This window comes from Paenibacillus apii (genome assembly GCF_011043685.1).
GTDB classification, from domain to species: Bacteria; Bacillota; Bacilli; order Paenibacillales; family Paenibacillaceae; genus Paenibacillus_AQ; species Paenibacillus_AQ sabinae.
Genome location: NZ_JAAKGU010000008.1, coordinates 84,610 through 109,211, shown reverse-complemented (window position 1 = coordinate 109,211; position 24,602 = coordinate 84,610). Strand labels below are relative to the sequence as shown.

Here is a 24,602-nt window from a genome sequence, read left to right as displayed (position 1 = left end):
GTTTGGACTTCCGGCCGCTGTTGTCCCCAGATTTCTTAATCAAAACCTCTCTTCGCAGATGAAATCCGGAGACAAAGGCGGTCGCTATCGCTCCTACAGTTCCAAACTTCCCCTTCGTTACTCCCTTACTCTTATGTCATTTTTCAAGTTCATCTTATATAGATGTTACTGTGACGCCGCCTCTCTGCGTTTTTCCATTCGTATGACGACTCTCAGGCTAATTTCGTAAATAAGAATCAAAGGAACGGCCAGCAGGATAACCGATGTGATGTCAGACGCGAGCAAACCTTCCCCGATCAATACGGAGAACACTATGGTGAACCGCGCCTTTTTCATCCAAGAGGAACGCAGGAGCCCCAGCTTCCCGAGCGTGATGAGCGGAAAAGGAAGAGTGAATACAAGACCGAAAACGACGCACAGGATGGCAATGAAGCTGAGGTATTCCTCACCCGACAAAGCCGCCTTCATATAAGAGTTTCCGTATGTGAGAAGTGCGCGCAAAACGGAAGGAACGACCACCGCATAGCTGAGAATGACACCCAAAATGAAACTGGGTACCATATAAACCACCGCCGAAAGCAGCACTTTTCGTTCCTTCGCGGTCAGGCCGGGACCGATAAAAGCAAACAGCTGGTAACCGATGAACGGGGACAGCGCGATAAGGGACGCAATCAAAGCCAGCTTGACCCTGAGAACAAAAGCTCCGGTTAACGAAAAAAACGCCAGATCCAGCAACTCGTTCCCGACAGATCTTTTTAAAATGTCCACAATCAGGAACGCTTTCGTATAAATGACGGCGGTCAGAACGATGACGGAAGCCACTGTCACAATTAACCTTCTGCGCAGCTCCGCCAAATGCTCGAGCACCGGTTGATCGGTATCTTGGTCCAAACGGTTTGAATTAATCATGAGTAGTCACACGCTTCATCCCTTGCATGCCCTTTCGCTCCAGAAGGTAAATCGTCCAAATGCTGATTTCGTACAGCGCCGCCACCGGTATCGATTCCGCCAAGAGCGAGAACGCATCGGGGGTTGGAGACAAAATCGCCAGGATGATCGCAATTCCCAGTATCGCGAATTTCCGTTTTCTCATCAGCATTTTGGAATGAATCAGTCCAATCCTCGACAGTGTGACCATCACGATCGGCAGTTCAAAAACCAGGGCCACCGAAATCAAAAAGAAGGCCATAAACGATACATAAGCGCTCCCGGCAATCATCGGACTCAGAACCCCTTGTCCGCTCTTGATCAGAAAGTCGACGGTGTTCGGCAAAATAAACTCATAGGCAAATGCGATCCCCCCCGCAAACAGAACGACAGCAAGCGGTATGGCCAAAAAATATATTTTGAGACGAATGCCGCGTCCAAGCAAGGGGGCGAACATGGACACGATCAGGCCGGCCAGCACGGGAAAAGAAGCTACAATTCCCCCGAACATCGCCACCTTCAGCTTTGTCATCACTCCGTCGACAGGAGTCATATAGAACAGCGGCTGATCCTGAAGCGGTCGACACAAAAGCTTCAAAAGCGGGTCCGACACCGCATATACAGCCGTTGCTGCGACGATGACAAAGAGCACTCCAGCGAGGATGCGGGCGCGGAATTTGCCCAGCCAGCGAACGGCCTTAACGATATTTTCGCTCTCCCACATCAATATTCACCGATGAGACCCTTACGACTTGACTTCATTAGTTTCTTGAGGAACGACAGCTGCCTGAACGGGAACAGCGGCAGCTTGAACAGGAACAGGCGCGTTAGTGGCGGTGGAAGCGGGAGTCTCGCCGGTTAACTCCTTGCCCGCTTTCCGAAATTCGGAGAAGGCTTTACCGATGGCTCCGCCCACGGAGGGAAGCTTACCGGGACCGAACACAATTAACGCGATAACCAAAATAACAATAAGTTCGCCAAAACCAATATGAGGCATAGGGAACACTCCTTTTTTATAATGGATTCGAGATCGAGATCGTTTCCTTCAACCAGGCGCAAAGCTCATCAATTCCCTGACCGGTCAGGCAGGAAGTTTCAATAACCTTCGCCTTGGGATTGATTTCCCGGATATCCTTGTGGAATTCATCCTTGTCAAAGTTCGTATAGGGCACCAAATCGACTTTGTTCAAAATGACAATGCCGGACTTTTCGAACATGCGAGGATATTTCTGAGGCTTATCGTTTCCTTCGGTCGTACTTAATACGGTAATGATCAGATCCTCCCCCAGCTTGAAGGACGCCGGACAAATGAGGTTGCCGACATTCTCGATGATCAGCAGGTTCGTCTCGTCCAAGTTCAAATGACTTAAGGCGTTACGGATCATCTGCCCGTCCAGGTGACATCCGCCCTCGGTGTTGATTTGCACGACCTGCACGCCTTGAGCCTCGATTCTTTCGGCATCCTTTGTCGTATAGAGGTCACCCTCAATCACCGCAATCTTCACTTCATCCTTCAACTTCGCGATCACTTTCTCCAGAATGGAAGTTTTGCCCGACCCCGGGGAGCTCATCAGATTGATGACATACAGGCCTTTCTCGTTCATCAGCTTCTTATTCTCTTGAGTCAGCTCGTCATTCACCTTCAGGATGTTCGTAACCACTTTAACACTGCTCATTTAATCACCCTCCATCGTATCGATATACAGCTCATAACCTGTAAGGACCTGATTGTCTAACCCACCGCACGAAGGGCATACGGGATGGTAAAAACGGATGGGAAACGTAATGCCACAGCTCCCGCATGAGGCTGTTGCTTCCACCTGCTCGATGGTGAAATCCGACCCTTCCGCAATCGTTCCCTGCGATGCATTTTGAAAAGCGAATTGCATAGCTTCCGGAAGAGCCCCCGACAGTTCTCCCACCTTGGCCGTGATGCGCCTAATTTTGGTCAAATGATGCTCTTCGGCTTTCGCGAGGATTAATTCCAAGGCGCTTTCTACAATAGCCGCTTCATGCAAAGTTCGTCTCCTCCTGACTTGCGAAACCCAACTCTTGCTTAAGAAGCCCGATAATGTCGGGAATCTTGCTCCTCATGAGATCCGACATTTCGAGTTCAAAGCCAATCTCCTGCGGCTCAATACCGAATATGATCACGTCCGGAGCGGCGCCGAGCATGCTGGCCATTCGGACCACATCAAAAATCTGAACATCGTGAATGGATAAGTTCCCCTTCTCGTAGCTCGCAAGATCCTCCGGCTTGATCCGGTAAATCGTTCCGGGCTCCAAGCCGGCCCTGAGCGCATCGATAACGATAATTTTCCGGCACTCCAGAAAATAGCTCAGCATGGCCAGAGTGGAAGTCCCCCCATCCACCAGTTCAACCGTGGAAGGGAGGTCTTCTTTCTCCAATTCGCGGATCGTATGGACGCCGATGCCGTCATCCTTCAGGAGTATGTTGCCGATTCCAATGACCGCGGTGTCCTTCATCGTTATTTGCCAAGCGGCTGCACGACAAATTTGGACATTTCCACGCCGTCTGGGGACATGACATGCACGGAACAACCGGTACAGGGGTCAAAGGAATGCACAATGCGGAGCAGCTCTACAGGCTGCGTCGGGTCTGCCACCTGGGTGCCAATCAGAGCTTTTTCAACTGGACCTGGATTGCCGGCGTCGTCCATAGGAGAGGCGTTCCAGCAGGTTGGGGTAATGATTTGGTATTTGGAAATTTTGGAGCTGGATACCGATAACCAATGGCCAATTGCGCCCCGGGGAGCTTCCGTTAATCCGGCGGCGCTGCCCGATACCGGATCGCCGATATTCGTAAAGCCGCTGGCCCCTGGTGTCAATTGATCCAGCCAAGTTTGCATATTGCTTACGAGTTTGGCCATTTCCACGTAGCGCGCCATATGCCGGTCCATAACGGATACGCCATTGCGGTAGTCGCCGCTTACCCACACTCTGGCCAGCGGTCCCGCTTCAAAAGGCGTGTCGTTGTACCGGGGAGATTTCAACCAGGTGTAAGCTCCGCTCTTTCCGTAGCTCGCTGTTGTCGTGCCGCTTGCCGGGGCTTGTCCGCTCGGAGAGGAGTAATAGGAATATTTATTGTATTCCTTAATGTTCGCTTCGTTGAATGTGCCGACGGTTCCGCCTGTGACAGTGCCGGCAGGGAATAACAAGCCGCCGGAAGTATTCGTGTCAAATACGCCGAAGGTGATCAGGTTGCCGTATCCTGTGCCCACGTTGTAGTAATCGCTGTAAGCCGAAGCCAGCATGTTGACGTCCGATTGATAAGTGCTGGAAATGAAGGACTGTATATCGTTCAAATAGTTTCTGAAGTTGGTGATTTCCGTTGCCGATGGCAACGCCGTTACACCGCCCGGAACAATATTCGCGGCATGGGGAAGCTTACCGCTGAAGATGGCCGCCATTTCATTGGCCTTTCTGCGGATTTGCAGCGCCGAAAGATAGTGATTCGTCAGCGTTTGGGTATCGGCGGCACTGAACCTAAGATCCTGCGTGTAGCCTCCCGTCCACGGGCTCATCTGCGGACCTTGAATATAGTCTAGTAACGATAAATGGTAAAAATGAGTGATTCCGCTGTCCAGGAAATTCGCCCCTTGAATCAGATTCCGGAGCATCAGCCCCTGGAGATTTGGTTTAAAGCCCTTAATCTTCTCAACCGCCTTTGAGGAAGCAACAGCTTGAGGGACAGGGCATACCCCGCAAATCCGCTGAGTCAGGAAAGAGGCATCCCTTGGAGGCCGATTGAGCAGCATGTTCTCAAAATCCCGGAACAGCATTCCGGCGACGGTAGCGGAAGCAACCGTATTATCGGCGCCCAGCGTGACTTCGACCTTCAAATGTCCTTCGAGACGAGTTACTGGATCCAGTTTAATTGTACTCATTATCATCACCCTTTCTTAGTCGCCGCTTGAGACGGAAATGACAGGATTTAACGGGAATGCGGGAGATGTACAGCCGATGCACGGATAATTCGATTGGATGCACCAGCCTTGTCGGTTGTTCCACTTGAGCGAAGGACATGGCGATAGGTTCCCAGGGCCTTTACAGCCGATTTCCTCATAACAGCCGTAAACTCCGGGCTGGGACACTTCTTCTGTTTCTCTTCTTGGACAAATACTGTGTACGGTTCTGTTGAAATATTTACTCGGGCGGCTGTAACTGTCGAGAGAAGGTACACCAGTCAAGATTAAATCAAGCAGCGTCTGTACCATTACCGTCGCATTCACAGGACATCCCGCTAAATTGACGACCGGGTTCGCGGTTTGGCCGCTCAGCAGCGACTTCACAGATACACATCCTGTGCTGTTAGGGGCTGCGGCCGCCACACCGCCGAAAGAGGCGCAGGTACCTGCCGCCACGACATATTTCGCTTTCGGTCCATATTTGAGCACAGCATCATACATGGTGAGCGGAACCCCGTCCTGCTCACCGATAATACAGTAGTTCTTGGAGGCTCCCCCCGGAATAGCGCCCTCGATCACGAGAATGAATTGTCCGTTATACTGGTTCGCCGCATTTTCAAGCGCCTGCATCGCACTTTCACCGGACGCCGCCATGATCGTGCTGTCATACTTCATACTGATTTTGTTCTGAAGCACATCTTCGATGGTAGTCGGGTTCGTCACGTTAAGTGTGGAAATGCTGCAGCCCGAACAACCCGATCCCAGCAGCCAAATGACCGGAGGATCCGTGTCCGCCGCCATAACCGTGTTCAGCTTGTCCATATCCATTTCCAATTTCAGCGCTGCCACAGCTGCCACCGACCACTTGAGAAAATCTCTTCTGTTGATTCTCATTAAATCTCTCCTTTTCGTCGATTGGGAGTCGCACGTACATGGAATTGATTTCTTACAATGAAAAATCCACCCAGATTATAAAGTGAAAGGGAATGAAAGATCAATGAACAAATTGAAAACTTTTGGATAAATTACCTAAAATTTGACGATCTTCTTCAAGAATCGAGGGGCTGTTTAGGAGGGTGTTGGTGAGAAAGGCTGAATGATGTCGAGATTGAATTCGCGTACGAATAGTAGTTTAAACGTTTCATTTATACAAAATAGGTACAATGTCAACTATGACTTCGGGCCCTATGAACCGCTTCCATAATCCTATATCCGGCTTCATTCTATGGTGATCTCCGATAATCTTCGTTATAATTAAAACAGAAATTTATTTGATAGCATGAATCTTTTGATCAGGTAAATGTTAAATTTTACTATCATTGGAGCTGATTAATGGATGGAGCAGGCGCTTGCATATATACGCCGTCAGAAGGATGCCGTCATCGAGTGGTGGCTGAACGAATTCGGCAAGGAGTATCCCTTTTTCTATAATTTGGACAAATTAAGAGAGCATGGCAAGCTCTATTTTGATCTGGTCACAGCCGTACATATTCCTGTCCAGGGGCACCCCCTTTTTCAGCATTTACCGGAATGGTGCCAAATTCTGTTTCTAAAAAAAGTGCCGATCGTGCATGTCATGCACAGTTCCCATTTATTCCGTCAATCAGTGTTTAAAGCGCTTTCGGATGCGCCGCTGGATGAAGGAAAGTTGATGAAAGTGTTGGCCCTTCTAAGCGAGCGGATTGATACTTATGAGAGACAAGTTTCCCTGTATTATTCGGTCCATGCCCATGCACAGCTGGAGGATCAGGAACAAAGGCTGGATGAGCTGCATGACGATAAACTAAGTCTGATCGGAAAAATGGCGGCCAGTATGGCCCATGAAATCCGCAATCCGCTGACTTCCATTCGAGGGTTTATCAAACTGATCCGGGACCGTCTGCCGGAAGAGTCACTCGTTCTCGTTGACAATTACATCCACATTATCGAGACCGAGTTCGATTTGATCCAGAGTCAAATCACCGGCTTTCTTACCTTTTCCAAAAAACCGGTTGAGGAAAGTTTCGTACTGCTGAACGTCAGAGAACAAATACAATCTGCGCTGGTACTCATCAATCCGCTGCTGATCAACAATAACATCGAGCTGACCGTCGATTTGCCGCAAGAGCTGACGTTTTATGTACAAAAGACGCCGACTCAACAGGTGATCTCGAACCTGCTAAACAACAGCATCGATGCGCTCAGCAGTGTGGGCAGAGAGAGACGGATATGGATCTCCGGTGCTGAAGACGATCGGTGGACCATCCTCAAAATAACGAATAACGGACCCAAAATTCCGGATGAGATTCAGCGCAAACTGTTCCAGCCATTTGTAACGGGTAGAGAGCATGGGACGGGGCTGGGTCTTACGATCTGCAAGAAGATTATGGATAACCACCAAGGAAACATTTCCTTCTGCTCCACCGATAACGAAACCGAATTCATACTGAAATTCAAGAAAAGTTAACAATTCTATTACGATTTTTGCACAAAAAAACTCATTACCTTCAAAAGGCATGAGTTTTTTCATTTTCTCAAAGTATGCGTCAGTCTGGGTCAGGCTCTTTACGCATCCTGCTGCTGTAAAATCATTTTCAGCCCGTTTTTGTTCACCAGCAGATCCTCCAGCGTGTATTCGTCAAGCACTTGCAAATACGCATTGAGTGCTCGCCCGAGTACGCCTTTCAGACCGCATACCGGGGTAATCGGACAATGGTTCCCGGCGGGATTGAAGCATTCGACGAGGTGGAAATCGTCTTCCATCCTCCGAATGACTTCGCCTATGTTGATTTCACCCGGTGTATGCGCTAGCCGGATGCCGCCTCCCCTTCCTCTCACTGTTTCGATATACCCCGCTTTGCCAAGTTCGTGTGCAACTTTGACCAAATGGTTTTTGGATATGTTATACGCATCCGATATTTCCTGTATGGTTGATCGTTCGCTGCGCTCTTTCGTCCCCAGATACAGCAGAATCCGCAAGGAAAAATCAGTGTACATCGTAAGTCTCATCATTACCCTCCTGCTCAAGCGTGCAGTATGTGATTATTATTACAATTCGACTTAAATATTTTGTCCATTTTGTTAAAGATGTATTTTGAATATATCTTTAATTTTAGGAAAAGCTTATAGTTAAGCTATCGAATTGAAAAGGAGTGAATCATCATATTATCCCAAAGAACAAGAGACATCGTCAAATCGACAGCCCCTGTCTTGGCGGACCACGGCACTGCAATTACATCGGTGTTCTACCGGAATATGTTTGCTGCTCATCCTGAATTATTGAACATTTTCAACCATACCAACCAGGCTCAAGGCCGCCAACAGGCAGCACTTGCGAATACGGTATATGCGGCGGCTGTTCATATTGACAACCTGGAGAATATTTTGCCGGCAGTTGTCCAAATTGCGCATAAGCACGTCAGCCTCGGGGTCAAGGCAGAACATTATCCGATCGTCGGCGAGCATTTGCTGAAAGCAATCAAGGAAGTATTAGGAGAAGCGGCGACGGATGACATTCTGGGCGCATGGGCGGAAGCCTACGGTGTCATCGCAGATGCCTTTATTAGCGTCGAAGCCAACATGTACAAAGAGTCGCGGGAACAAGACAACGGCTGGAACTTCTTTAAATCGTTCATTGTTGCACAGAAAGTAAAAGAAAGCGACACCATTACTTCCTTCTATCTAAAGCCGGCAGATGGCTCCAATGTTCCGGAATACAAACCGGGTCAATACATCTCCATTCGCGTTTCCATACCGGGTGAGAAGTATATGATGATCCGTCAATACAGCCTGTCCCAGGCACCAAGACCGGATGAGTTCCGAATCTCGGTAAAACGCGAAGCCGACAAGGACCCAAATGGCGTCGTCTCGCTCTATCTTCACGAACAGGTCCAAGAAGGGAATACCGTCGAAGTGAGCGCTCCTGCCGGTGAATTTATTCTCGACCCAGCGAAACCAACACCAGTGGCCTTTCTTTCAGGCGGTGTCGGCATTACGCCGATGATAGGCATGCTCGAAACGGTATCGACCACAACGCCTGACCGGCCGACCGTCTTTTTGCATGCTGCGCGTAATGAAGCGCTTGCCGCTTTTCAAGTCGAAGTGGAAAAACATGCAGCAAATATGAGTAATGTGAAGTACAAAACGTTCTTTTCGGATAAACCGGACGGCTACATCTCGCGCAAAGTTCTGGAGGAGTTTGTCGATACTGCCGGAGACGTGTATGTGTGCGGACCGGTTCCATTCATGGAATCCATTATCCGTGAATTACATGAGATAGGTGTAAAGAACGAACAGATTCACCACGAATTCTTTGGACCGGCAATGCAGCTGGATAACAAATAGTCCTTGTCAGGCAGTAAACGGCGGCCTTTTCCCTGGAATTACTAAGGGAGAGGCCGCCGTTTGAGCTTACCTACATTCCAGTTTTCTGTTCAGCAGAAGACCAATTCGATCGACCTTATTTATACATCATCGTCCAAAATCCGATATCCCGGAAGCCGATTCGTTTGTAAATGGTCCCCGCCTTCGGATTATCGTAAAAGAGACACAGCGAGCGGCCTTCCTGGACGACATCGGCGCACAGCTTCCTGACGACGGAGGTGGCTAGCCCCTGACCGCGGTAATCCGGGTGCGTTGCTACGCCGATGACCATAGCCGACAACGAATTTTCCGCTGCCGTTGAGGCAGTTGCGGCTACATGCCCGTCCCGCTCAATGAGATAGGTGCGGCCCGTACCGGTCTCCAGTGACCTCCGCATACCCGACCGCATGCTGTCCGGGTTCGTTTCGAACTCTTCAATACCGTCCATTAGCGTACACACGGCCTCCACATCGGAAATCTCTGCCCGCCGGACCGAGGCCCCGGCATGTGGAGACCTATCCCCGGCTTCATTCAGCGATGTAAGCTCCGCAAAGAACAATTTTTTTTCTTTTCGAAAGCTCATCAACTCACGAAATTGTGCAACCAGATCTGACGATCCGGAAAGCATTTCAAGCCGGTCGTCCCTTAGCATCAGCTCGGCAAAGCCGTCCACATCAAACGGTCCGTCCGCGTAAGGCAAATAGTTATGCTCATAGCGCAGGAGCGCCGCCTTCAGCCTCCCGTCTGCAGAATCAAATTCTCCCCATATCTCCTGAAAATCCTGCTCAAAGCCAAAATTCTCGACGTCGCCGATCAGAAACAGATTAAGCGCAGGCGCTTGACCCAAAAAAGCCAGCAGCGCCTGGCGATCGTCGTCCGTAAGCTTGCGAATCATCCGGCATCCCCCTACCGATAATTAAGATAACTGCGATTGAACTGCGGTGTTACAAGCAACGACTGGTGCAAAGAATACTCGGCCTTATAAATCTATATTTTGGCATGAAGTCTGTCCAAGCGCAATTAAAAAAAGACGCCGCGCGGAGATTGGCAGGCAGGAATAACTTCTTTCCTGTCGCTATCCGTGGGCGGATGTTGCCTTGCCTTTACCTGAAGGCTCATTGAGCGGCTGTCCTGCATAAGACGTCTGCTCCTTAATCGCCAGCAGTATCTCATCTACAATAAGACCGGAGGATTCAGTATGCGAAACAGCCCTCATCTGCCTCTTCATTTCCTCCCGGAAAGAATATATTTCAAGTCTCCGCAGCTGGTCCAGCAGCTCCGCTTCGCTAAACGCGGTGCAAATGGCTTGCTGCCTCGTTAGCGATTCCGCATTTCCGGCTTCCTGGCCGGGGAGCGGACGGTACACAATAACAGGCAGTGACATCGCGAACGCCTCCGTCAGCGTCACCCCTCCCGCTTTGGTCAGCAGGCAGAAGGAAATGCTCATCAGCTCATGCACATCGTCGGTATATCCCAAGATGTGGACGCGGGAATTGTTCCGGTATGTGTTATCCAGTGACGTACGGAGCCGATGATTGTTCCCGCAGAGCACGATGAGATCAAATTCGGTACGGTCCAGCACGCTTTTTAAAATATTCCGGACTCTCGACATCACCCCATACGCTCCTCCGGCAAGGAGAATATAGCGCCGGCCATCCTTTAACCCATGCTTCCGCAGCACCTTGGCCGGGTCCGGAAATTTCCTGAACGCATCTCTAACCGGAATCCCGGTGACCTTAATCGCCTGCTCGTCGATGCCAGCCGCCAGCAGCGCCTCTTTAATCTTTTCCGTAGGGATAAAATACTTCATCGTATGGGGGTGAATCCACCTGCCGTGCAGCACGTAGTCCGTTATTACGGTAAAGACCGGTACCTCACTCGCGGACTCTTTACCCAGCTCTGAAGCGGCCAGATACGGAAACGTGTGAATAATGACGTCGGGCTGGATATACTCCAAAATGCCTTTTGCTTTCCGCTTTCCCATCGAATGAAGCAGTCTGCCCAAAGGATCTTCCGGCTTCATTGCGCTCGTCGCACCGTACATCAAGCCGTAAAGATTTGGAGCATAGATAGCGCTCTTTAAATAAAAAGCCCGGGAAACTCCGTTCAGCCAGGGATGAACACGGGCAAAAAGGTCCACAATGTGCACACGGTCAACGCCTCTTGCCCGAAACGACTGCTCAATTGCCTGAGCCACTTTGGCATGACCGTCTCCGAACGCGGATGATACGATAAGCACAACAGGGTCTGGGTTCATCGGAAGGCTCCTTTGCATTCAAGCATTACTATTATTAATTACATATACGCGAAAATTATGCAAAAAAACAAAGCCCCGAGCAAAGTATGGGGCCACTGAAAAGCATAGCTTTTACAAAGAGATGAAAGAGATCCATCAAAAAAGACAACAATCATTCACGTATTTCCGAATGAAATGTCATCTATTTGCTTGCTCTCATAAGAAGAGATGAGCCTGACTGCTTTTTGTACTGTTCTTTGGCCATGGCCTTAAACGCTTCGCATTGCTGAAACATAGATCCTGCGGCGATTTTTGGGTATAGCTGGCCTTGGTATGGGTTTCATCTACAATAATGGATGTACTGCGGATGCCCCCTTTTTCCATGGCGATTTCAACCGTTTTGCCAATGAGCAGATCCGACAGCTTCATGTCCTTGAGCCGCATTTGTTGAAGATGGATTTGAGTAGCAAATATTTAAAAATCCGGACCGGGTCCTGCGCAGTGCGTCCGTTGTCGTGGCAATAGCTTTAGTTGAGTTCCTCGTAGACAAAGGTAAAGTCCACCAGTTCGTCCATTCACCGGGAATGAGTATATTATAAAGTCGGACTCAAGATCAAGCTTTGTTGCTTCGGAAGCATCGGGATCACCAACCTTCAATTGTTTACGCTAATTATACCGAAAAAAAGAGACAGCCTCCTCATAAAAAATGAGAAACTGTCTCTTTTTGGAGTTCAGGAACTTTTTCAGTGGTCTCCTGCAAAGGTGCAGTTTGATATCAGTGAAGCCTGAATTAAAATCGTCCTGAAAACAATTTCGACAATCTTATTGACAATTGGAAAGTCTACTTGAATGGGTTGTGATTATTTCTATAATTACTATATTATGTTTATTAAATGGGAATTAATTGGAATAAATAGGTTGATATATAATTGTATACATGTTAATATATGTTATAAATTTACATATAATAGTCCTTCAATACGAAGAAATGCTGGCCAGCTTTCTATATAATACTCACAATTCATAAAAAATAGGAGGACAAGCAAAATGCTTAAAATTACGAAGATTATACTTTCAGCGGTGATTTTTTCTACTGCTGTACCAGCTTTTTCAGTGAATGCTCAAGCTAAGGATACAGATAACATCTACACACAGTATATACAAGAAGCTATTGAACAAGAAATACAGATGGACCCTGCAAACCTCTCTTCTGTACAAGGTATCTCCCAACTGAATAACGCAGATTTTAATAAAGTTGTAGATAGAGTTATGGAAAAAAACAAAGTGAACAGTAAAACAAAACAAAACATTCAAAAGCTTGAAGATGCAGAAGTTGTAATTTTGGATATTAATCAAAATGGTGATTTAGTTAGTGCAACTTCTTCTAAGAAGGGGGATGTAATATCTGAATTTGATCAAAAAGAAACAAGTACAACAGGATCTACATATGAAGGGGAACCTCAGACTTTAACTGATAGCAGTTTTTCTAATGGATTGCTTTTTGATGCTACTACGCTATCATTTATAGGTAATCAGGGGAATACCTCTGGTAAGGAAACTGGTGCGTTTCATCGTCTTCAAACACCAGCTAGTACTTCGTTAAACATTTATAATGGCGTGGTTTCAGATTCTGTAGTATTACCAACCTATAATATCAATGGTGCGTATAATTATCAAGAAACTGCCTACTTATATACTGGTGTTGATTCAGTTGCAGAAGTGGGTTTTGAAGCATTAGTTTCTCAATCGACCCCAGTCGGATGGTATCCAATATTTCATGCTAAAGCATCTCACACAGTAACAACAGGGGATGACAATGGTTATCCTCAACCTAACACAGATAAAACTTATGTTTATAGGGGCATGAAATTTAATAATGGTGATACAGTTAATGGATATAAAGTGTACTACTACACTACAGATTCTACCTTAACAATCCGTGAACAAATAAACTATTCAGATATTTATGTTGTTCGTTTTAATGGATTAGGGAGTTCAGGAAGATCCGTTAAACGTGTTACTGCTATCGCTATGAATAATTCACCTAGTACTACTACATCTTTTCATTATGGATTCACTACGCCTGCTATCTGGAATAACATGAGATTTCTTACCAATAATAGTTCTAGTACAGCATATCCTAGTAGCATTTCAGGCTTAAGTAATGATGTTTGGACACATGGTGGTTTAATTGATTATTCAAATAACACTTCCACTCATACTGAAAAATATACTTTTTCAGTAAACTAAATAAATAATCTCAGTAAAATCCAAAAAGGAGAAATTGCACATCATGATGAAGAAACTTATTCTTCCCGCTTTACTTGTAACTTCGCTTATCTTTAGCTGCCAAACCAGTGCAAGAGCAATTTTTACTATTGATGTTAAAGTAAATAACGTTCTGATTGATAATGGTACAGGAGGATATGATGCTGGGCCATATATTGAGCAAGAAACCAATACATCTTATGTGCCAATTCGATTTGTCTCGGAAAACCTTGGAGCTACCGTTAGCTGGAATAAGCAAGCCAAGAAAGTTACAATTAAGTCGGAAGATGGTAAGGTGATAGAATTAACTGTTGGCAGCAAAACAGCTTATGTCAATGGTGAGAAAATGACATTACCTAACGCTCCTGTAATGCCGAGTTATCCTAACCGTGTCATGGTGCCACTGAGATATATTTCTGAAGTACTGGGAGCTACTGTTAACGTTAAGAAAGTTGATGGTATTTTACATGTAGATATTACTACAAGCTAAATGAGAGACAAACAAACAAGAGATACCCTCTTGTTTGTTTGTGGAGATATGGCCAAGACCATTTGTTTGACATTGAAAAAACATCTAGGATGCAAACAGGCGTCGGTAGCTTACCGACGCCTGTTTATTTAATTTAAGCTGGGCAGATCCTCGGACGATCTGATCTTCAGTCTTCTACCCATCTCCCGCGCTAACCGATTTTTGACGCGACCTTACGATGAACTCGGGCAAGAATATTTGGAACGTTTCCGCTCCCAAAGCGAACAACGTAAACAGAATCAAATGATTAAACAACTTGAAGCGAATGGATCTTCGGTTACAAAGGGGTGACTACACCCTCTTTATTTCACATTAACTTCCTTCCGAGAACTGCCAGTTGGAAGTTCTACTTTGTTGTGCGCTTGAATAGTAATATCTGCTCAGAGATCTATATTAAAAAAACCGGAAGAATCTCGGCGTCGGCCAAGTTCTTGATCACAGCCCCCAGACCTTCAACCGAGAACAGCAGCCCCCTGCTTTTCCTACCGAGCTCTCAGGTATATATCACGCGCCATCAGCGCGTTCCAGAAAGGGAGTAAAGTAGCGTAGGCGCAGCCCATTATAAGCGCCAGAGCGACGACACTAACAAAAGAAGCTGCGGAGGTCAGCAGGAACATCGATGTTGAAAATACGGCGAAGCCCAGCACCAGGAACCATTTGCCGCCGATCATATCGTATAATCTGCCCATGGGCACCATGAGCAGCGCGGCAGATCCCCCGCGATTAGAAGCGCTAGCGATAGTCTGGAGTGGAACAGACCGAGATGGTTCACTGCAAAAGTTGTTTATAAAGGCCCCCACCCACTCTATGAAAAAGAGAGCCAGACCCAAGCGGGCGATGGCTGTACCTAGCGCCTCTGTCTTATTAGCGGTTATCCATAAGCAGTCTTCGCTTTCCCTTCCACTTACAGTGAATGTACCGGTTGCCCCAGATATGAAGGACGGTGTTCCAGAATCTCCAGGACCTCGCTTACAATTCGCTCGGCTGCGTTCTTCTGGGAAATGTCGTTCATCTGACGTGTAATTTCCTCGCGGTAAGGCTTCATTTCCAGCAGCAGGAGACGGCCTATCAATTCTTTTTCCGTGCTCGCGATATATAGCACTTTTTGACGGGATTGCGCCTTTGCGTTTCCTGCTTCCTGGCCGGGAAGAGGACAATACACAATAACGGGTAGCGATAGCGCTAAAGCTTCGATAAGGGTCATTCTACCTGCTTTGGTCAGCAGACAGAGGGAGACGGACATCAGTTCATGGATTTCATCGGTATATCCGAGAATATGAACGCGTTTATTATTCCGGTAGTCCGCCTCTATCGACAAGCGGAGCTTTTGATTATTTTCGCAGAGTACAATGGATTCGAAATCGGTATGCTCCAGCACGCTTTTTAATATTTTACGAACCTTGGTGGAAACGCCGTTGGCCCCCGCAGATAACAGAATATTTAGCCGGTCTTCCCGCAGCCCATGCTTCCGAATCAGCACAGCATGATCTGCGGACTCAGCAAATGCCGCACGGACTGGAATTCCGCTGACCGAGATCCTTTCTTCGGCTACGCCAACCTTCATCAGTTCCAGCTTGATACTTTCGCTGGGGTTAAAATACTTTATGGTGCGGGGATGAAACCATCTTCCCTGCAGGCAATAGTCGGTCAGAACCGTAAAAATCGGAACATTGTCTGCAGGACTCAATTCCAAGCTGTGAAAAGGCTAAATACGGATAGGTGTGAATAATTAGATCCGGCCGCAAGCCATTCAGGAATTTCCTTACTTTATGCTTCCATGGAATGCAAAAATTGCCCTAACGGGTAATCCGGCTTCATTTTACGTGTCATATTGTACATGATTCCGTAAAGATTTGGAGCATAGATAGCGCTCTTTAAATAAAAAGCCCGGGAAACCCCGTTCCGCCAGGGATGAACACGGGCAAAAAGGTCCACAATGTGCACACGGTCAACGCCTCTTGCCCGAAACGACTGCTCAATTGCCTGAGCCACTTTGACATGACCGTCTCCGAACGCGGATGATACGATTAGCACAACTGGGTCTGGGTTCATTTGTAGGCTCCTTTGTATTCAAGCGTTTATATTATTAATTACCCATACGCGAAAATTATGCAAAAAAAAAAACAAAGCCCCGAGAGGTAATCGGGGCATGTCTGAATATTTGGTTATTACCGGATGTAGCTGTCCAGCGCTTTGGTGAGGTCTTCCAGCACTTTGCCTTCATTGCCGTGATGAACAGCTTGGACGACACAGTTCTCCAGATGATCCTTGAGCATCAATTTGGCCGCCTTGTCCAGCGCCTTCTGTACGGCTGCGATTTGCAGCAGCACTTCGGAGCAGTCCCGGTCCTCGGCGGTCATTTCCTTCACTGCGCGAATATGGCCTTCAATCCGGGCTAATCTGTTGACGATCTGCTTACGGTACTTATGCTCATAATTGTGTTCGTGAACACCGGAATCCTGACCCATATGCGTACCCCTCCGATTATTCTCTGTTTAAGCTGATTCTAATGACGGCCATGCTGTTGTCTATTATATCAAGAGTCGCTTCGGAGGGGCAATTTTCCTGCCTTTCGGCCCAAAGGAAATCAGCGTAGTAGTCTTAGTCCGCTCAGGATAACGGCCAGCGTGCTTCCTTCGTGGCCGACCACGCCTGATGGCAGATTGATGCCGCCCCAGAAGTTGGATACAACCAGCACGGCAATTACGGCAAGCGCAAACGTGAGGTTCTGCCGGATGACTCTGCGAGCGCGCCGTCCAAGTGAAATGGCGAACGGGATTTTGGAAATGTCGTCCGTCATCAGCACAACGTTCGCCGTCTCCAGCGCAACGTCGGTTCCGGCGGAGCCCATCGCGATTCCCACGGCGGAAGCGGCCAGCGCAGGCGCATCGTTGACGCCGTCGCCCACCATGGCAACCTTGCCGTGCCGCTCGGTCAACTGCCGGATCAGCGCGAGCTTCTGATCGGGCATCAGCTCTGCGTGAACCTCGTCGACGCCGGCGGCCCGGCCAATGGCTTCCGCCGTAAGCTTGGCGTCACCGGTAAGCATAACGACCTTTTTATTCATGCTCTTCAGCTTCATGACGGCTTCCCGGACGCCGGGACGCAGAACATCCTGCACCGCCAGCATTCCGGCAAGCGTGCCATCCGTCTCCACGAAGATCACCGTCTTGCCGTCCGCTTCAAGCTTGTCCGCTGTTTCCAGCACTGCATCTTCTATTTTGAGGTTTTCAAGCAGCTCCTTTTTGCCGATGCGGCAGTTCCTGCCGTTAACGGTTCCGCTGACGCCCATTCCCGGTACAGCCTGCATTGCCGACGCCGATTCCAGCGAAAGCCCCGCGTCTTTGGCATGACCGACAATAGCCTTGGCGATCGGATGCTCGGACAGATACTCCAGCGAAGCGGCAAGCGTAAGCAGCTCCTGTTCGCTGAAGCCTTCGGAAGGAATGCTGTCCGTCAGCTTCGGTCTTCCAACCGTGAGCGTCCCCGTTTTGTCAAAAGCGACGACTTTCACTTCCCCTATCTGCTCCAAATGAACCCCGCCCTTAAACAGCACGCCTTTGCGGGCGGCATTCGAAATGCCGGACAGAATCGCAGGCATGATGGAAGAGACAAGCGCGCATGGTGAAGCGACTACAAGGAAGATCATCGCCCGGTAAACCGTACTTTCCCAGGACCAGCCCAAGACAAACGGAGGCGCGATCATCAGCAGCAGTGCGGCCACCACCACAGTTTTGGCATAGATGCCTTCAAAACGCTCCACGAACAGCTGGCTTGGCGGCAGCTCGTTCTTGGCTTCCTGCACAAGATGGATGATCCGGGCCAGCAGTGTATCTTCCGCACCAGTATCGGTATGAATCCGCAGCGCCCCCTGTCCATTGATCGTCCCCGCAAAGACCGTATCGCCGGCGGAAAGATCGACGGGAATGGATTCGCCTGTGATGGAGGATTGGTCTACCGCCGATTGCCCCTCCAGGATATGGCCGTCGCAGGGAATTCGTTCACCCGGCCGGACGAGCACGATGTCGCCTTTTTGCAGCTGAGCCGCCCGGATCTTGACCTCTCCGCCGTCTTTAAGGAGAACCGCCTCTTCCGGCCGGTATTTCAGTATGGAGGCGATGTCCTGATTCGTTTTCTCCATCGTATAATCCTCCAGCGCGCCGCTCAGGCAAAAAATAAAGATCAGAATCGCGCCGTCGAGCCAGTATCCGATGCCGGCAGCCCCCAATGCTGCGACGACCATAAGGAGGTCGACATCCAGATCCTTTTCTTTAATCAGGGTCTCCAGCCCTTCCCAAGCCTTCCGGTAACCGCCGACAATATAGGCGAGAATGAAAAAGATAATTTCTCCCGACTGCAATCCGTTTCTGCCCATGATCCAGGCTAGTCCGATAAACAGCAGACAGGCCGCCGCGATGATCAAGCCTCCATGCTGCTCCCAGACTGCCTTTAACGGCCTTTTCTCCTCTTGTTCACTTCCCAGTATGACTTCTCCCACTTCTCTGTTCCCTCCCCAAGTATAATCACAAATAATGAGAATTGTTCTCACAATAATATCCCCCTGGGGGGGTTAATGTAAATTGAGGATGTCAGCTATTTTGTGACAAAAATCGTATAATTTCAGTCAAACAAAGAGTGTGAGCGCTTTAAATATTTGCATTCGGAATTGTAAGTCCGCTCTGAAGAGAAACTTACAGCTCGGCGGCAACCCCGAAATGATCGGAGACGACCGTGCCCCTGATGCCGTTCATGACGACATGGCAGGATTTGGCCTGAACTGGCCGGTTAGAAAAAATATAATCGATCCGCAGTTTGCCCTCGTTATCGTCCCAGCCTTTGATCGCTTTGGTGACCGTGGCTCCGTCATCCTTGATCACTGCGGATGCGTAGAGATCATTCCAGCCTTTTTGGGTGACGTAATCATAGCCCTCATTCCGAATTTCCGCCACATTGTTGAAGTCGCCCATGACAAACACCGGAAATGCCTTCAGCGTGTCGAGCTTCGCCTGCGCGGCATCCCATTGCCTACGGAAAGGCTCTACTTCGTCGCTCCACCAGCCGAAATGACCGCTGACAAACCAGGCTTCCTCGCCGCCGGTCTCCGTCTTGACACCAACTATCTTCCGCGTTCGATAATTCTCAAAATCTCGGATAACCGACACGTATTCGCTGAAGCCGTCGATAATGGGGGTGCGGGCCAAGATCGCCAGCCCTTCGTCGTATTTTACAAATCCGGTATGAACCGGTATCCACGTCCAGTAGTACGGCAGCCCGAGCTTTTGCAGCAGTACGAAGGCATAATTATCCTGTTTGATCACTGTTCCAGGTTCCGCCTCAAAATAGCGTTCCAAAACGCCGCCTGGCAGCGCCTGCTCTGCCTTGGTTTGGTTGACCTCTTGCAAAGCAATAACATCAATCTCCTGCTCCCGGATAAAAGAAGCCAACTGCTCAATCTTCCTAATCTGGTCGGTTTCAATCCACGCATGGGCATTCAAAGTCAGTATTTTCAAGACAAATCCCCTGGCTTTCTCTATTGTAAAATAAATGCTATTTTTTCATCGTAATTATACTTCTTTTCAGGAGGTTGTCAAAAAAAAAGCATGCAGCAAAACAGAATTTTGCCGGCATGCGTACTGACTATTTTGTTAGTGGAGTTACCTAATGCAGAATTTCCTTCTTGTCTACCCTGGCGCCCGATAAAGACCGCTCGAACATATCGAGAATAAACAGGAACCGTTCCGCTTCGCGGAATACATGGTCTGCGAGCAACGGATGAATAATGCTTTTGATCCGGCATTCATTGATTAAATCACGCGCCGTTTTCTTGAAATCGCGCAAGGATTGGACCGAGACCTTGTTCTCATCGACGAATTGACTGAGCAGCGGAACGGTTTGAGATTGAGGGCGCATGCTGCTTAAATCGGTCGCTTGGAACACCAGCATATCAAAATCTTGACTGAACTCCCGCGCCTGTTCTACCAATTTCCGTTCGGACGGGTCGAGCAAATGACCGATGAATTTGGCGTGATCGGCCATGATTTTCAAGAAGAATACATTTTCATCGATAATCGCATCCGGCAGCGGCTCGAGATTCCCCGTATTGAGTTCTATCAGGCGGTTTCTGAAATAATTCGCTTCCCGGCTCACATGGTCTACCAGCAGCGGGAAGTTGGTTTGTCCGGGCAGCTTGCAGCGCAGGATCAATCCAAGCACCCTTCGTTTAAACGCCCAAATCTGTGTCGCGGCAATGGATACTTCGGTATTAAATGCTTGAATCGTTTGTGGATCGGTATTGACCTGAAATTCGTGGGCTCTCCTCTCAATATCCTCGAAAATCTTATAAAACCGGTTGGCCTCCTCTTTTAGCTGAGTATCCTCGCATCTGAAGCCCAATCCGAGAAACAGGGAGTGCTCCTTCATTATTCTGGACCAAAATCGTATTTCATCCAGCGACCTGGCAACGAATTCGTTCAATCCAATCTCCCCTTTGCCCATAAAATGACCTGTTATAGGGATATGGATTTGGTTTGTCCATTATGACCTCCATTAAACAAAGAAACCCGGAGTCTTGAAAAAGACCGGGTCTCTGATCGTTAGGCGGCTATTCAGGTGATTTATTCATAGCTCGGGAGCCAACCGCCATGAGCGGCAATCAGAACGTCGCACATGCTCACGATGTCATCCATGGACAGCTCTGCCGCCGTATGGGGATCGAGCATCGCTGCATGATAAATATGCTCTTTCTTCCGCGTGATAGCGGCTTCGATGGTCAGAAGCTGGGTATTAATATTCGTACGGTTCAGCGCCGCAAGCTGTGGCGGCAGATCACCGATAAAGGTTGGCTGGATTCCGCTGCGGTCGACGAGACATGGCACCTCCACGCAAGCCTCTCTTGGCAGGTTGGTGATGAGGCCGGTGTTCATGACATTGCCGCCGATTTTGTATGGAACGTTCGTCTCCATCGCCTCGATGATATACGAAGCATACTCATGCGAGCGCTCATGCACCAGGTTGCGGTTATTGACCAGCTCCTCGCGCATATGCTCCCAACGCTCGATTTGATCCACGCAGCGCCGCGGATATTCGTCCAGCGGAATTTGAAAGCGGTCGATCAGCTCGGGATAGTTCCGCTTGATGAAATAAGGATGATACTCCGCCGTATGCTCCGAAGACTCGGTATTGTAGTAGCCGAATTTCTGCATAATTTCGTAACGGACCATATCGCTATGCGGTTCCTTTTGCTTCTCGGCGGCCCGTCTTTTAATTTCCGGGTACAGATCCTTCCCGTCCTTCATAACTTCAAGCAGCCATGCCATATGATTGATTCCGGCGATCTTCGTCTTAACGCCTTCCTGCTCCAGGCCCAGATGCTCGAACATATGCGGCACGCATACCTGCACGCTGTGGCACAGGCCGACGGTATTCACGCCGCCGTAAGTGTTCATCACATTCGTCAGCACGGCCATCGGGTTCGTATAGTTCATAAAGAGCGCGTCCGGACACACTTCACGGATATCCTTGGCAAAATCGAGCATCACCGGAATCGTGCGCAGGTTGCGGAAAATGCCGCCAATGCCGACAGTGTCGGCAATCGTCTGACGCAGGCCGTATTTCTTCGGAATTTCAAAATCGGTGATGGTGCAGGGATCGTAACCGCCCACTTGAATGGCATTAACCACATATTTGGCACCGCGCAGCGCTTCTTTGCGGTCGGTGTAGGCCTTGATCTCACAGGTGCTGCCGCTGCTCTGCTTCAGGTTAAGGAGCATATTCTCCGAATCCGATAGCCGCCGGGCATCAATATCGTACAGCGCCAGTTCAAATCCTTGAAGCGCGGGCGTCATCATGCAGTCACCCAGTACATTTTTGGCGAAAACCGTGCTTCCTGCTCCGATGAATGTAATTTTTGACATTGACTCTATTCCTCCTTATGTCGGGAGACGAATACGGGATCACAGCGCATTTGTTGTAAAATAAGCTTTGAAAGACCCAGGAAAATTGCGGTGTTCCGGTGATTTCGTTCCCTTTCTTCTCTTCCTACTATAGGGCAGAACCTTAGGAATTTATATGGAGGAATAAAAGGACCATATGGAGTTTTGTCGTATACTTTAATTAAGCGTTAGCGAAAAATACAGGCATTTTAAAGCTGGAGGATCTCATGAATTCTGACCATTTTCAATTTGAAATCGGCATTAACCTGCAGCCCGAAGCGGGAGAACTTACGGTTCTGTTCAGCGGAGAGGGCAGTCCGAAGCCGGGCCATAAAGTCGGCCCTTCCGTTCACGATTACTATTTGATTCATACAATCCTGTCCGGTCAAGGAGTGTTTGTAAGCGAGGGTCATGCTTATGTATGCCAGGCGGGCGACACGTTTCTCATTACGCCGGGCGAATTGTTCAGCTATGAATCCGATCGGCAGACGCCCTGGAATTACGTGTGGGCGGCGGTTCAGGGCGAGCAGGCTTTGCGGCTGCTTAAGGAAGCAGGGCTCAGTCCGGAGAAGCCGGTGCTTCAGGGCGCCGATGCCGCCGCTCTGCAATCCTTATACCAAAGGATTCGGCTGTCTTTTCTCCAATCGCCCTACCCCGGGCTGGAAAGCCTGGAGGCGTCGGGCTGGATGAGATTGCTGCTTCACCGATTGGGGCTTGTCAGCCGTAATCTGGAGAATGGAGCGGCACAACCACCAGAGGTGATCGACCGGCAGGTTGAGCAAGCTATACGCTGGATATCCCTGCAGTATCATCAGCAGCTCGGCATCGGCCAGATCGCATCCTCATTGGGCTATCACCGGGCCCATTTCTCCAAAGCTTTTAAAGAACGGACGGGTCTGTCCCCCAAGCAGTATCTGATGAAGATCCGGATGGACAAAGCAAAGGAATTGCTAGCCAGCAGAGCGCTTACGATAGATGAGGTCTCATCATCCGTCGGGTTCAACGACGCGCTCTACTTCTCCAAGCAGTTCCGCAGTTGGTTCGGACAGTCACCAAGCGAATACCGAAGCGGGCTTACTCCATTTTAGGGGAATCGGACGGAGACCGCGACCTTATATTGTGAGTATTTGTGCATCCTGGGATGTGAGCCCTACGGTCTGATGCCATAGGGCAGGTTTATTCTGGCAGAGTTCAGCATGACCCGTATGTCATGCGCACTGCGGCTTTCGTCCGGTCAGGCGGTGTAGGGACCATACAGCAAACGCGGCGAAGACCAGGCCGCCGCCGGCCAGGCAGACGCCTGTCCAGCCCCAGGTATGCCACGCGAAGCTACCCAGCGTAGAGCCGATAGAGCCGCCGGCGAAGGTGCTGACCATGAACACCGTGTTGATGCGGCTTCGGGCAGCGGGCTCATGGGCATAGATTCTTGCCTGATTGCTGACCTGCGTCCCCTGGATACCCAGATCCAGAATGACAACGCCGGCAATCAGAAAGGCGATGGAGAAGCCGGTCAAGCCAAACAGTACGAATGATAACAGCGTCAGCAGAATAAGTACGCCGATGATTCTATAAGGCGGCATTTTGTCAGCCAGCCGGCCGACGACCGGCGCTCCGGCCGCACCGGCGACGCCGACGAGACCGAACAGCCCGGCAATCGAGCTGGTGTAATGATAAGGCGGGCCTTCCAGAAAGAAGGTCAGCGAAGTCCAGAACACGCTGAAGCTGCCGAACATGCAGGCGCCGATCAGGGAAGCCTCGCGCAGGGTGGCGTACTTCCGGGCGAGCTGAAGCATGGAGCGAAGAAGCGCGCCGTAAGAGGACGACACCTGCGACTTCGTGGCGGGGAGCTGGCGATACATGAGCAGGGAAAGCAGCAGCATACAGACAGCCGCAATCCAGTACATAGATCTCGAGCCAAACAGGTCGCTGACAATGCCCGAAACGGTGCGGGCAAGCAGAATACCGAACAGCAGGCCGCTCATGACCGTCCCGATGACCCTTCCTCTCTCCTCCGGCTGTGCCAGCTGCGCCGCCAGCGGAACAATGATCTGCGGAACAACGGTCGTGAAGCCGATCGCAAAGCTGGCGAAATACATCCACCCAAGACTGCGGGATTCGGCAAAGCCCACCAATGACAGGGCGACACAGATCAGCAGCAGTGAAATGAGTTTGCGTTTTTCGCGGATATCCCCAAGCGGCACGAACAGCAGCATGCCCAAGGCATAGCCGACTTGCGTGAACATGGAGACATATCCGACCTCGCTCGGAGACGCGCTGAAGGCGCGTCCAATGTCGGCCAGCAGCGGCTGATTGTAATAAAGGTTGGCTACGCCCAGTCCGGACGTTATGGCGAGCATAAGAATCAGGCCGCTCGATAATCCCCTCCTGTGTCTGCCGGAATCCATTTCGGCAATGGAAGAAGTCATAGCGGTTTATCCTCC

General features: G+C 49.3%; 25 protein-coding genes and 1 pseudogene. 5 read left to right on the top strand and 21 right to left on the bottom strand.

Going from position 1 to position 24,602, the window contains the following annotated elements; all coding sequences use genetic code 11:
* Positions 1 to 165 precede the first annotated feature (165 nt).
* The 8 genes from tatC (G5B47_RS17050) to G5B47_RS17015 are packed head-to-tail and all read right to left on the bottom strand — an operon-like array spanning position 166 to position 5,750.
* Entirely contained in the window at positions 166 to 909 is a 744-nt protein-coding gene (gene tatC, locus G5B47_RS17050) for a twin-arginine translocase subunit TatC (RefSeq protein ID WP_165100426.1), read from the bottom strand.
* Positions 902 to 1,651 (bottom strand): twin-arginine translocase subunit TatC, encoded by a 750-nt coding sequence (gene tatC / locus G5B47_RS17045; protein ID WP_165100424.1) that lies wholly within the window; start codon positions 1,649 to 1,651, stop codon positions 902 to 904. The genes tatC (G5B47_RS17050) and tatC (G5B47_RS17045) overlap by 8 nt, the downstream gene beginning before the upstream one ends.
* Before the next feature lie 21 nt (positions 1,652 to 1,672).
* Complete coding sequence (locus tag G5B47_RS17040; RefSeq protein WP_165100422.1) at positions 1,673 to 1,924, bottom strand: Sec-independent protein translocase subunit TatA/TatB; 252 nt, start codon at positions 1,922 to 1,924, stop codon at positions 1,673 to 1,675.
* Between the two features lie 16 nt (positions 1,925 to 1,940).
* Positions 1,941 to 2,603: a hydrogenase nickel incorporation protein HypB gene (hypB, locus tag G5B47_RS17035; RefSeq protein WP_165100420.1), complete on the bottom strand. Its 663-nt coding sequence runs from the start codon at positions 2,601 to 2,603 to the stop codon at positions 1,941 to 1,943.
* Positions 2,604 to 2,945, bottom strand: a complete 342-nt coding sequence (locus tag G5B47_RS17030) for a hydrogenase maturation nickel metallochaperone HypA (protein WP_165100418.1) — start codon at positions 2,943 to 2,945, stop codon at positions 2,604 to 2,606.
* Positions 2,938 to 3,414 (bottom strand): HyaD/HybD family hydrogenase maturation endopeptidase, encoded by a 477-nt coding sequence (locus tag G5B47_RS17025; RefSeq protein WP_165100416.1) that lies wholly within the window; start codon positions 3,412 to 3,414, stop codon positions 2,938 to 2,940. Before G5B47_RS17025 ends, G5B47_RS17030 begins: the two co-directional genes overlap by 8 nt.
* Before the next feature lie 2 nt (positions 3,415 to 3,416).
* Positions 3,417 to 4,835 (bottom strand): nickel-dependent hydrogenase large subunit, encoded by a 1,419-nt coding sequence (locus G5B47_RS17020; protein WP_165100414.1) that lies wholly within the window; start codon positions 4,833 to 4,835, stop codon positions 3,417 to 3,419.
* 15 nt (positions 4,836 to 4,850) lie between these two features.
* A complete protein-coding gene (locus G5B47_RS17015) occupies positions 4,851 to 5,750 on the bottom strand; it encodes a hydrogenase small subunit (RefSeq protein WP_165100412.1) in 900 nt (299 codons plus the stop codon).
* Between the two features lie 442 nt (positions 5,751 to 6,192).
* Between G5B47_RS17015 and G5B47_RS17010 the strand changes: the two genes are divergently transcribed.
* Positions 6,193 to 7,302, top strand: a complete 1,110-nt coding sequence (locus tag G5B47_RS17010) for a sensor histidine kinase (protein WP_165100410.1) — start codon at positions 6,193 to 6,195, stop codon at positions 7,300 to 7,302.
* A gap of 98 nt (positions 7,303 to 7,400) precedes the next feature.
* Here G5B47_RS17010 and G5B47_RS17005 read toward each other — a convergent pair whose 3' ends face one another.
* The gene (locus G5B47_RS17005; protein WP_165100407.1) at positions 7,401 to 7,844 is read right to left on the bottom strand and encodes an RrF2 family transcriptional regulator; all 444 of its coding nucleotides are present in this window, start codon (positions 7,842 to 7,844) and stop codon (positions 7,401 to 7,403) included.
* Positions 7,845 to 7,997: 153 nt separating this feature from the next.
* On the opposite strand from G5B47_RS17005, the gene hmpA reads away from it, so the two are divergent.
* The gene (gene hmpA / locus G5B47_RS17000; RefSeq protein ID WP_165100761.1) at positions 7,998 to 9,179 is read left to right on the top strand and encodes an NO-inducible flavohemoprotein; all 1,182 of its coding nucleotides are present in this window, start codon (positions 7,998 to 8,000) and stop codon (positions 9,177 to 9,179) included.
* Between the two features lie 115 nt (positions 9,180 to 9,294).
* Here the strand turns inward: hmpA and G5B47_RS16995 are convergent, their stop codons facing one another.
* The 3 genes and pseudogenes from G5B47_RS16995 to G5B47_RS25695 all read right to left on the bottom strand — a co-directional run.
* Complete coding sequence (locus tag G5B47_RS16995; protein WP_165100404.1) at positions 9,295 to 10,092, bottom strand: GNAT family N-acetyltransferase; 798 nt, start codon at positions 10,090 to 10,092, stop codon at positions 9,295 to 9,297.
* A 180-nt stretch (positions 10,093 to 10,272) separates the two neighbouring features.
* Positions 10,273 to 11,454, bottom strand: coding sequence for an MGDG synthase family glycosyltransferase (locus tag G5B47_RS16990; RefSeq protein WP_165100401.1), 1,182 nt, complete (start codon positions 11,452 to 11,454; stop codon positions 10,273 to 10,275).
* Between the two features lie 246 nt (positions 11,455 to 11,700).
* A pseudogene (locus G5B47_RS25695) lies at positions 11,701 to 12,002 on the bottom strand (IS5/IS1182 family transposase); the annotation flags it as partial.
* 478 nt (positions 12,003 to 12,480) lie between these two features.
* On the opposite strand from G5B47_RS25695, the gene G5B47_RS16980 reads away from it, so the two are divergent.
* Both G5B47_RS16980 and G5B47_RS16975 read left to right on the top strand, forming a co-directional pair.
* Complete coding sequence (locus G5B47_RS16980; RefSeq protein ID WP_165100399.1) at positions 12,481 to 13,683, top strand: hypothetical protein; 1,203 nt, start codon at positions 12,481 to 12,483, stop codon at positions 13,681 to 13,683.
* Positions 13,684 to 13,726: 43 nt separating this feature from the next.
* Positions 13,727 to 14,191, top strand: a complete 465-nt coding sequence (locus G5B47_RS16975) for a copper amine oxidase N-terminal domain-containing protein (protein WP_165100396.1) — start codon at positions 13,727 to 13,729, stop codon at positions 14,189 to 14,191.
* Between the two features lie 521 nt (positions 14,192 to 14,712).
* On the opposite strand, the gene G5B47_RS16970 is transcribed toward G5B47_RS16975, so the two are convergent.
* The 8 genes from G5B47_RS16970 to melA all read right to left on the bottom strand — a co-directional run bounded on the left by G5B47_RS16970 (position 14,713) and on the right by melA (position 22,143).
* Positions 14,713 to 14,919, bottom strand: coding sequence for an MFS transporter (locus G5B47_RS16970; RefSeq protein WP_168129056.1), 207 nt, complete (start codon positions 14,917 to 14,919; stop codon positions 14,713 to 14,715).
* A 215-nt stretch (positions 14,920 to 15,134) separates the two neighbouring features.
* Positions 15,135 to 15,917 carry an MGDG synthase family glycosyltransferase gene (locus G5B47_RS16965; protein ID WP_165100391.1) on the bottom strand — a complete coding sequence of 261 codons (783 nt, stop codon included), beginning with the start codon at positions 15,915 to 15,917 and terminating at the stop codon, positions 15,135 to 15,137.
* Between the two features lie 80 nt (positions 15,918 to 15,997).
* Positions 15,998 to 16,282: a hypothetical protein gene (locus tag G5B47_RS25955; RefSeq protein ID WP_165100388.1), complete on the bottom strand. Its 285-nt coding sequence runs from the start codon at positions 16,280 to 16,282 to the stop codon at positions 15,998 to 16,000.
* A gap of 116 nt (positions 16,283 to 16,398) precedes the next feature.
* Positions 16,399 to 16,698: a metal-sensing transcriptional repressor gene (locus tag G5B47_RS16955; protein ID WP_165100385.1), complete on the bottom strand. Its 300-nt coding sequence runs from the start codon at positions 16,696 to 16,698 to the stop codon at positions 16,399 to 16,401.
* Positions 16,699 to 16,817: 119 nt separating this feature from the next.
* A complete protein-coding gene (locus tag G5B47_RS16950; RefSeq protein WP_328804563.1) occupies positions 16,818 to 18,728 on the bottom strand; it encodes a heavy metal translocating P-type ATPase in 1,911 nt (636 codons plus the stop codon).
* Between the two features lie 193 nt (positions 18,729 to 18,921).
* Positions 18,922 to 19,740, bottom strand: a complete 819-nt coding sequence (locus G5B47_RS16945; protein WP_165100383.1) for an endonuclease/exonuclease/phosphatase family protein — start codon at positions 19,738 to 19,740, stop codon at positions 18,922 to 18,924.
* Positions 19,741 to 19,888: 148 nt separating this feature from the next.
* A complete protein-coding gene (locus tag G5B47_RS16940) occupies positions 19,889 to 20,704 on the bottom strand; it encodes a DUF2935 domain-containing protein (RefSeq protein WP_025334888.1) in 816 nt (271 codons plus the stop codon).
* A 140-nt stretch (positions 20,705 to 20,844) separates the two neighbouring features.
* On the bottom strand, positions 20,845 to 22,143 hold the full coding sequence (gene melA / locus G5B47_RS16935; protein WP_165100381.1) for an alpha-glucosidase/alpha-galactosidase: 1,299 nt from the start codon (positions 22,141 to 22,143) through the stop codon (positions 20,845 to 20,847).
* A 245-nt stretch (positions 22,144 to 22,388) separates the two neighbouring features.
* On the opposite strand from melA, the gene G5B47_RS16930 reads away from it, so the two are divergent.
* Positions 22,389 to 23,249: a helix-turn-helix transcriptional regulator gene (locus G5B47_RS16930; protein ID WP_165100379.1), complete on the top strand. Its 861-nt coding sequence runs from the start codon at positions 22,389 to 22,391 to the stop codon at positions 23,247 to 23,249.
* A 120-nt stretch (positions 23,250 to 23,369) separates the two neighbouring features.
* Here G5B47_RS16930 and G5B47_RS16925 read toward each other — a convergent pair whose 3' ends face one another.
* Positions 23,370 to 24,587, bottom strand: a complete 1,218-nt coding sequence (locus G5B47_RS16925) for an MFS transporter (RefSeq protein ID WP_206107405.1) — start codon at positions 24,585 to 24,587, stop codon at positions 23,370 to 23,372.
* Positions 24,588 to 24,602: the final 15 nt, after the last annotated feature.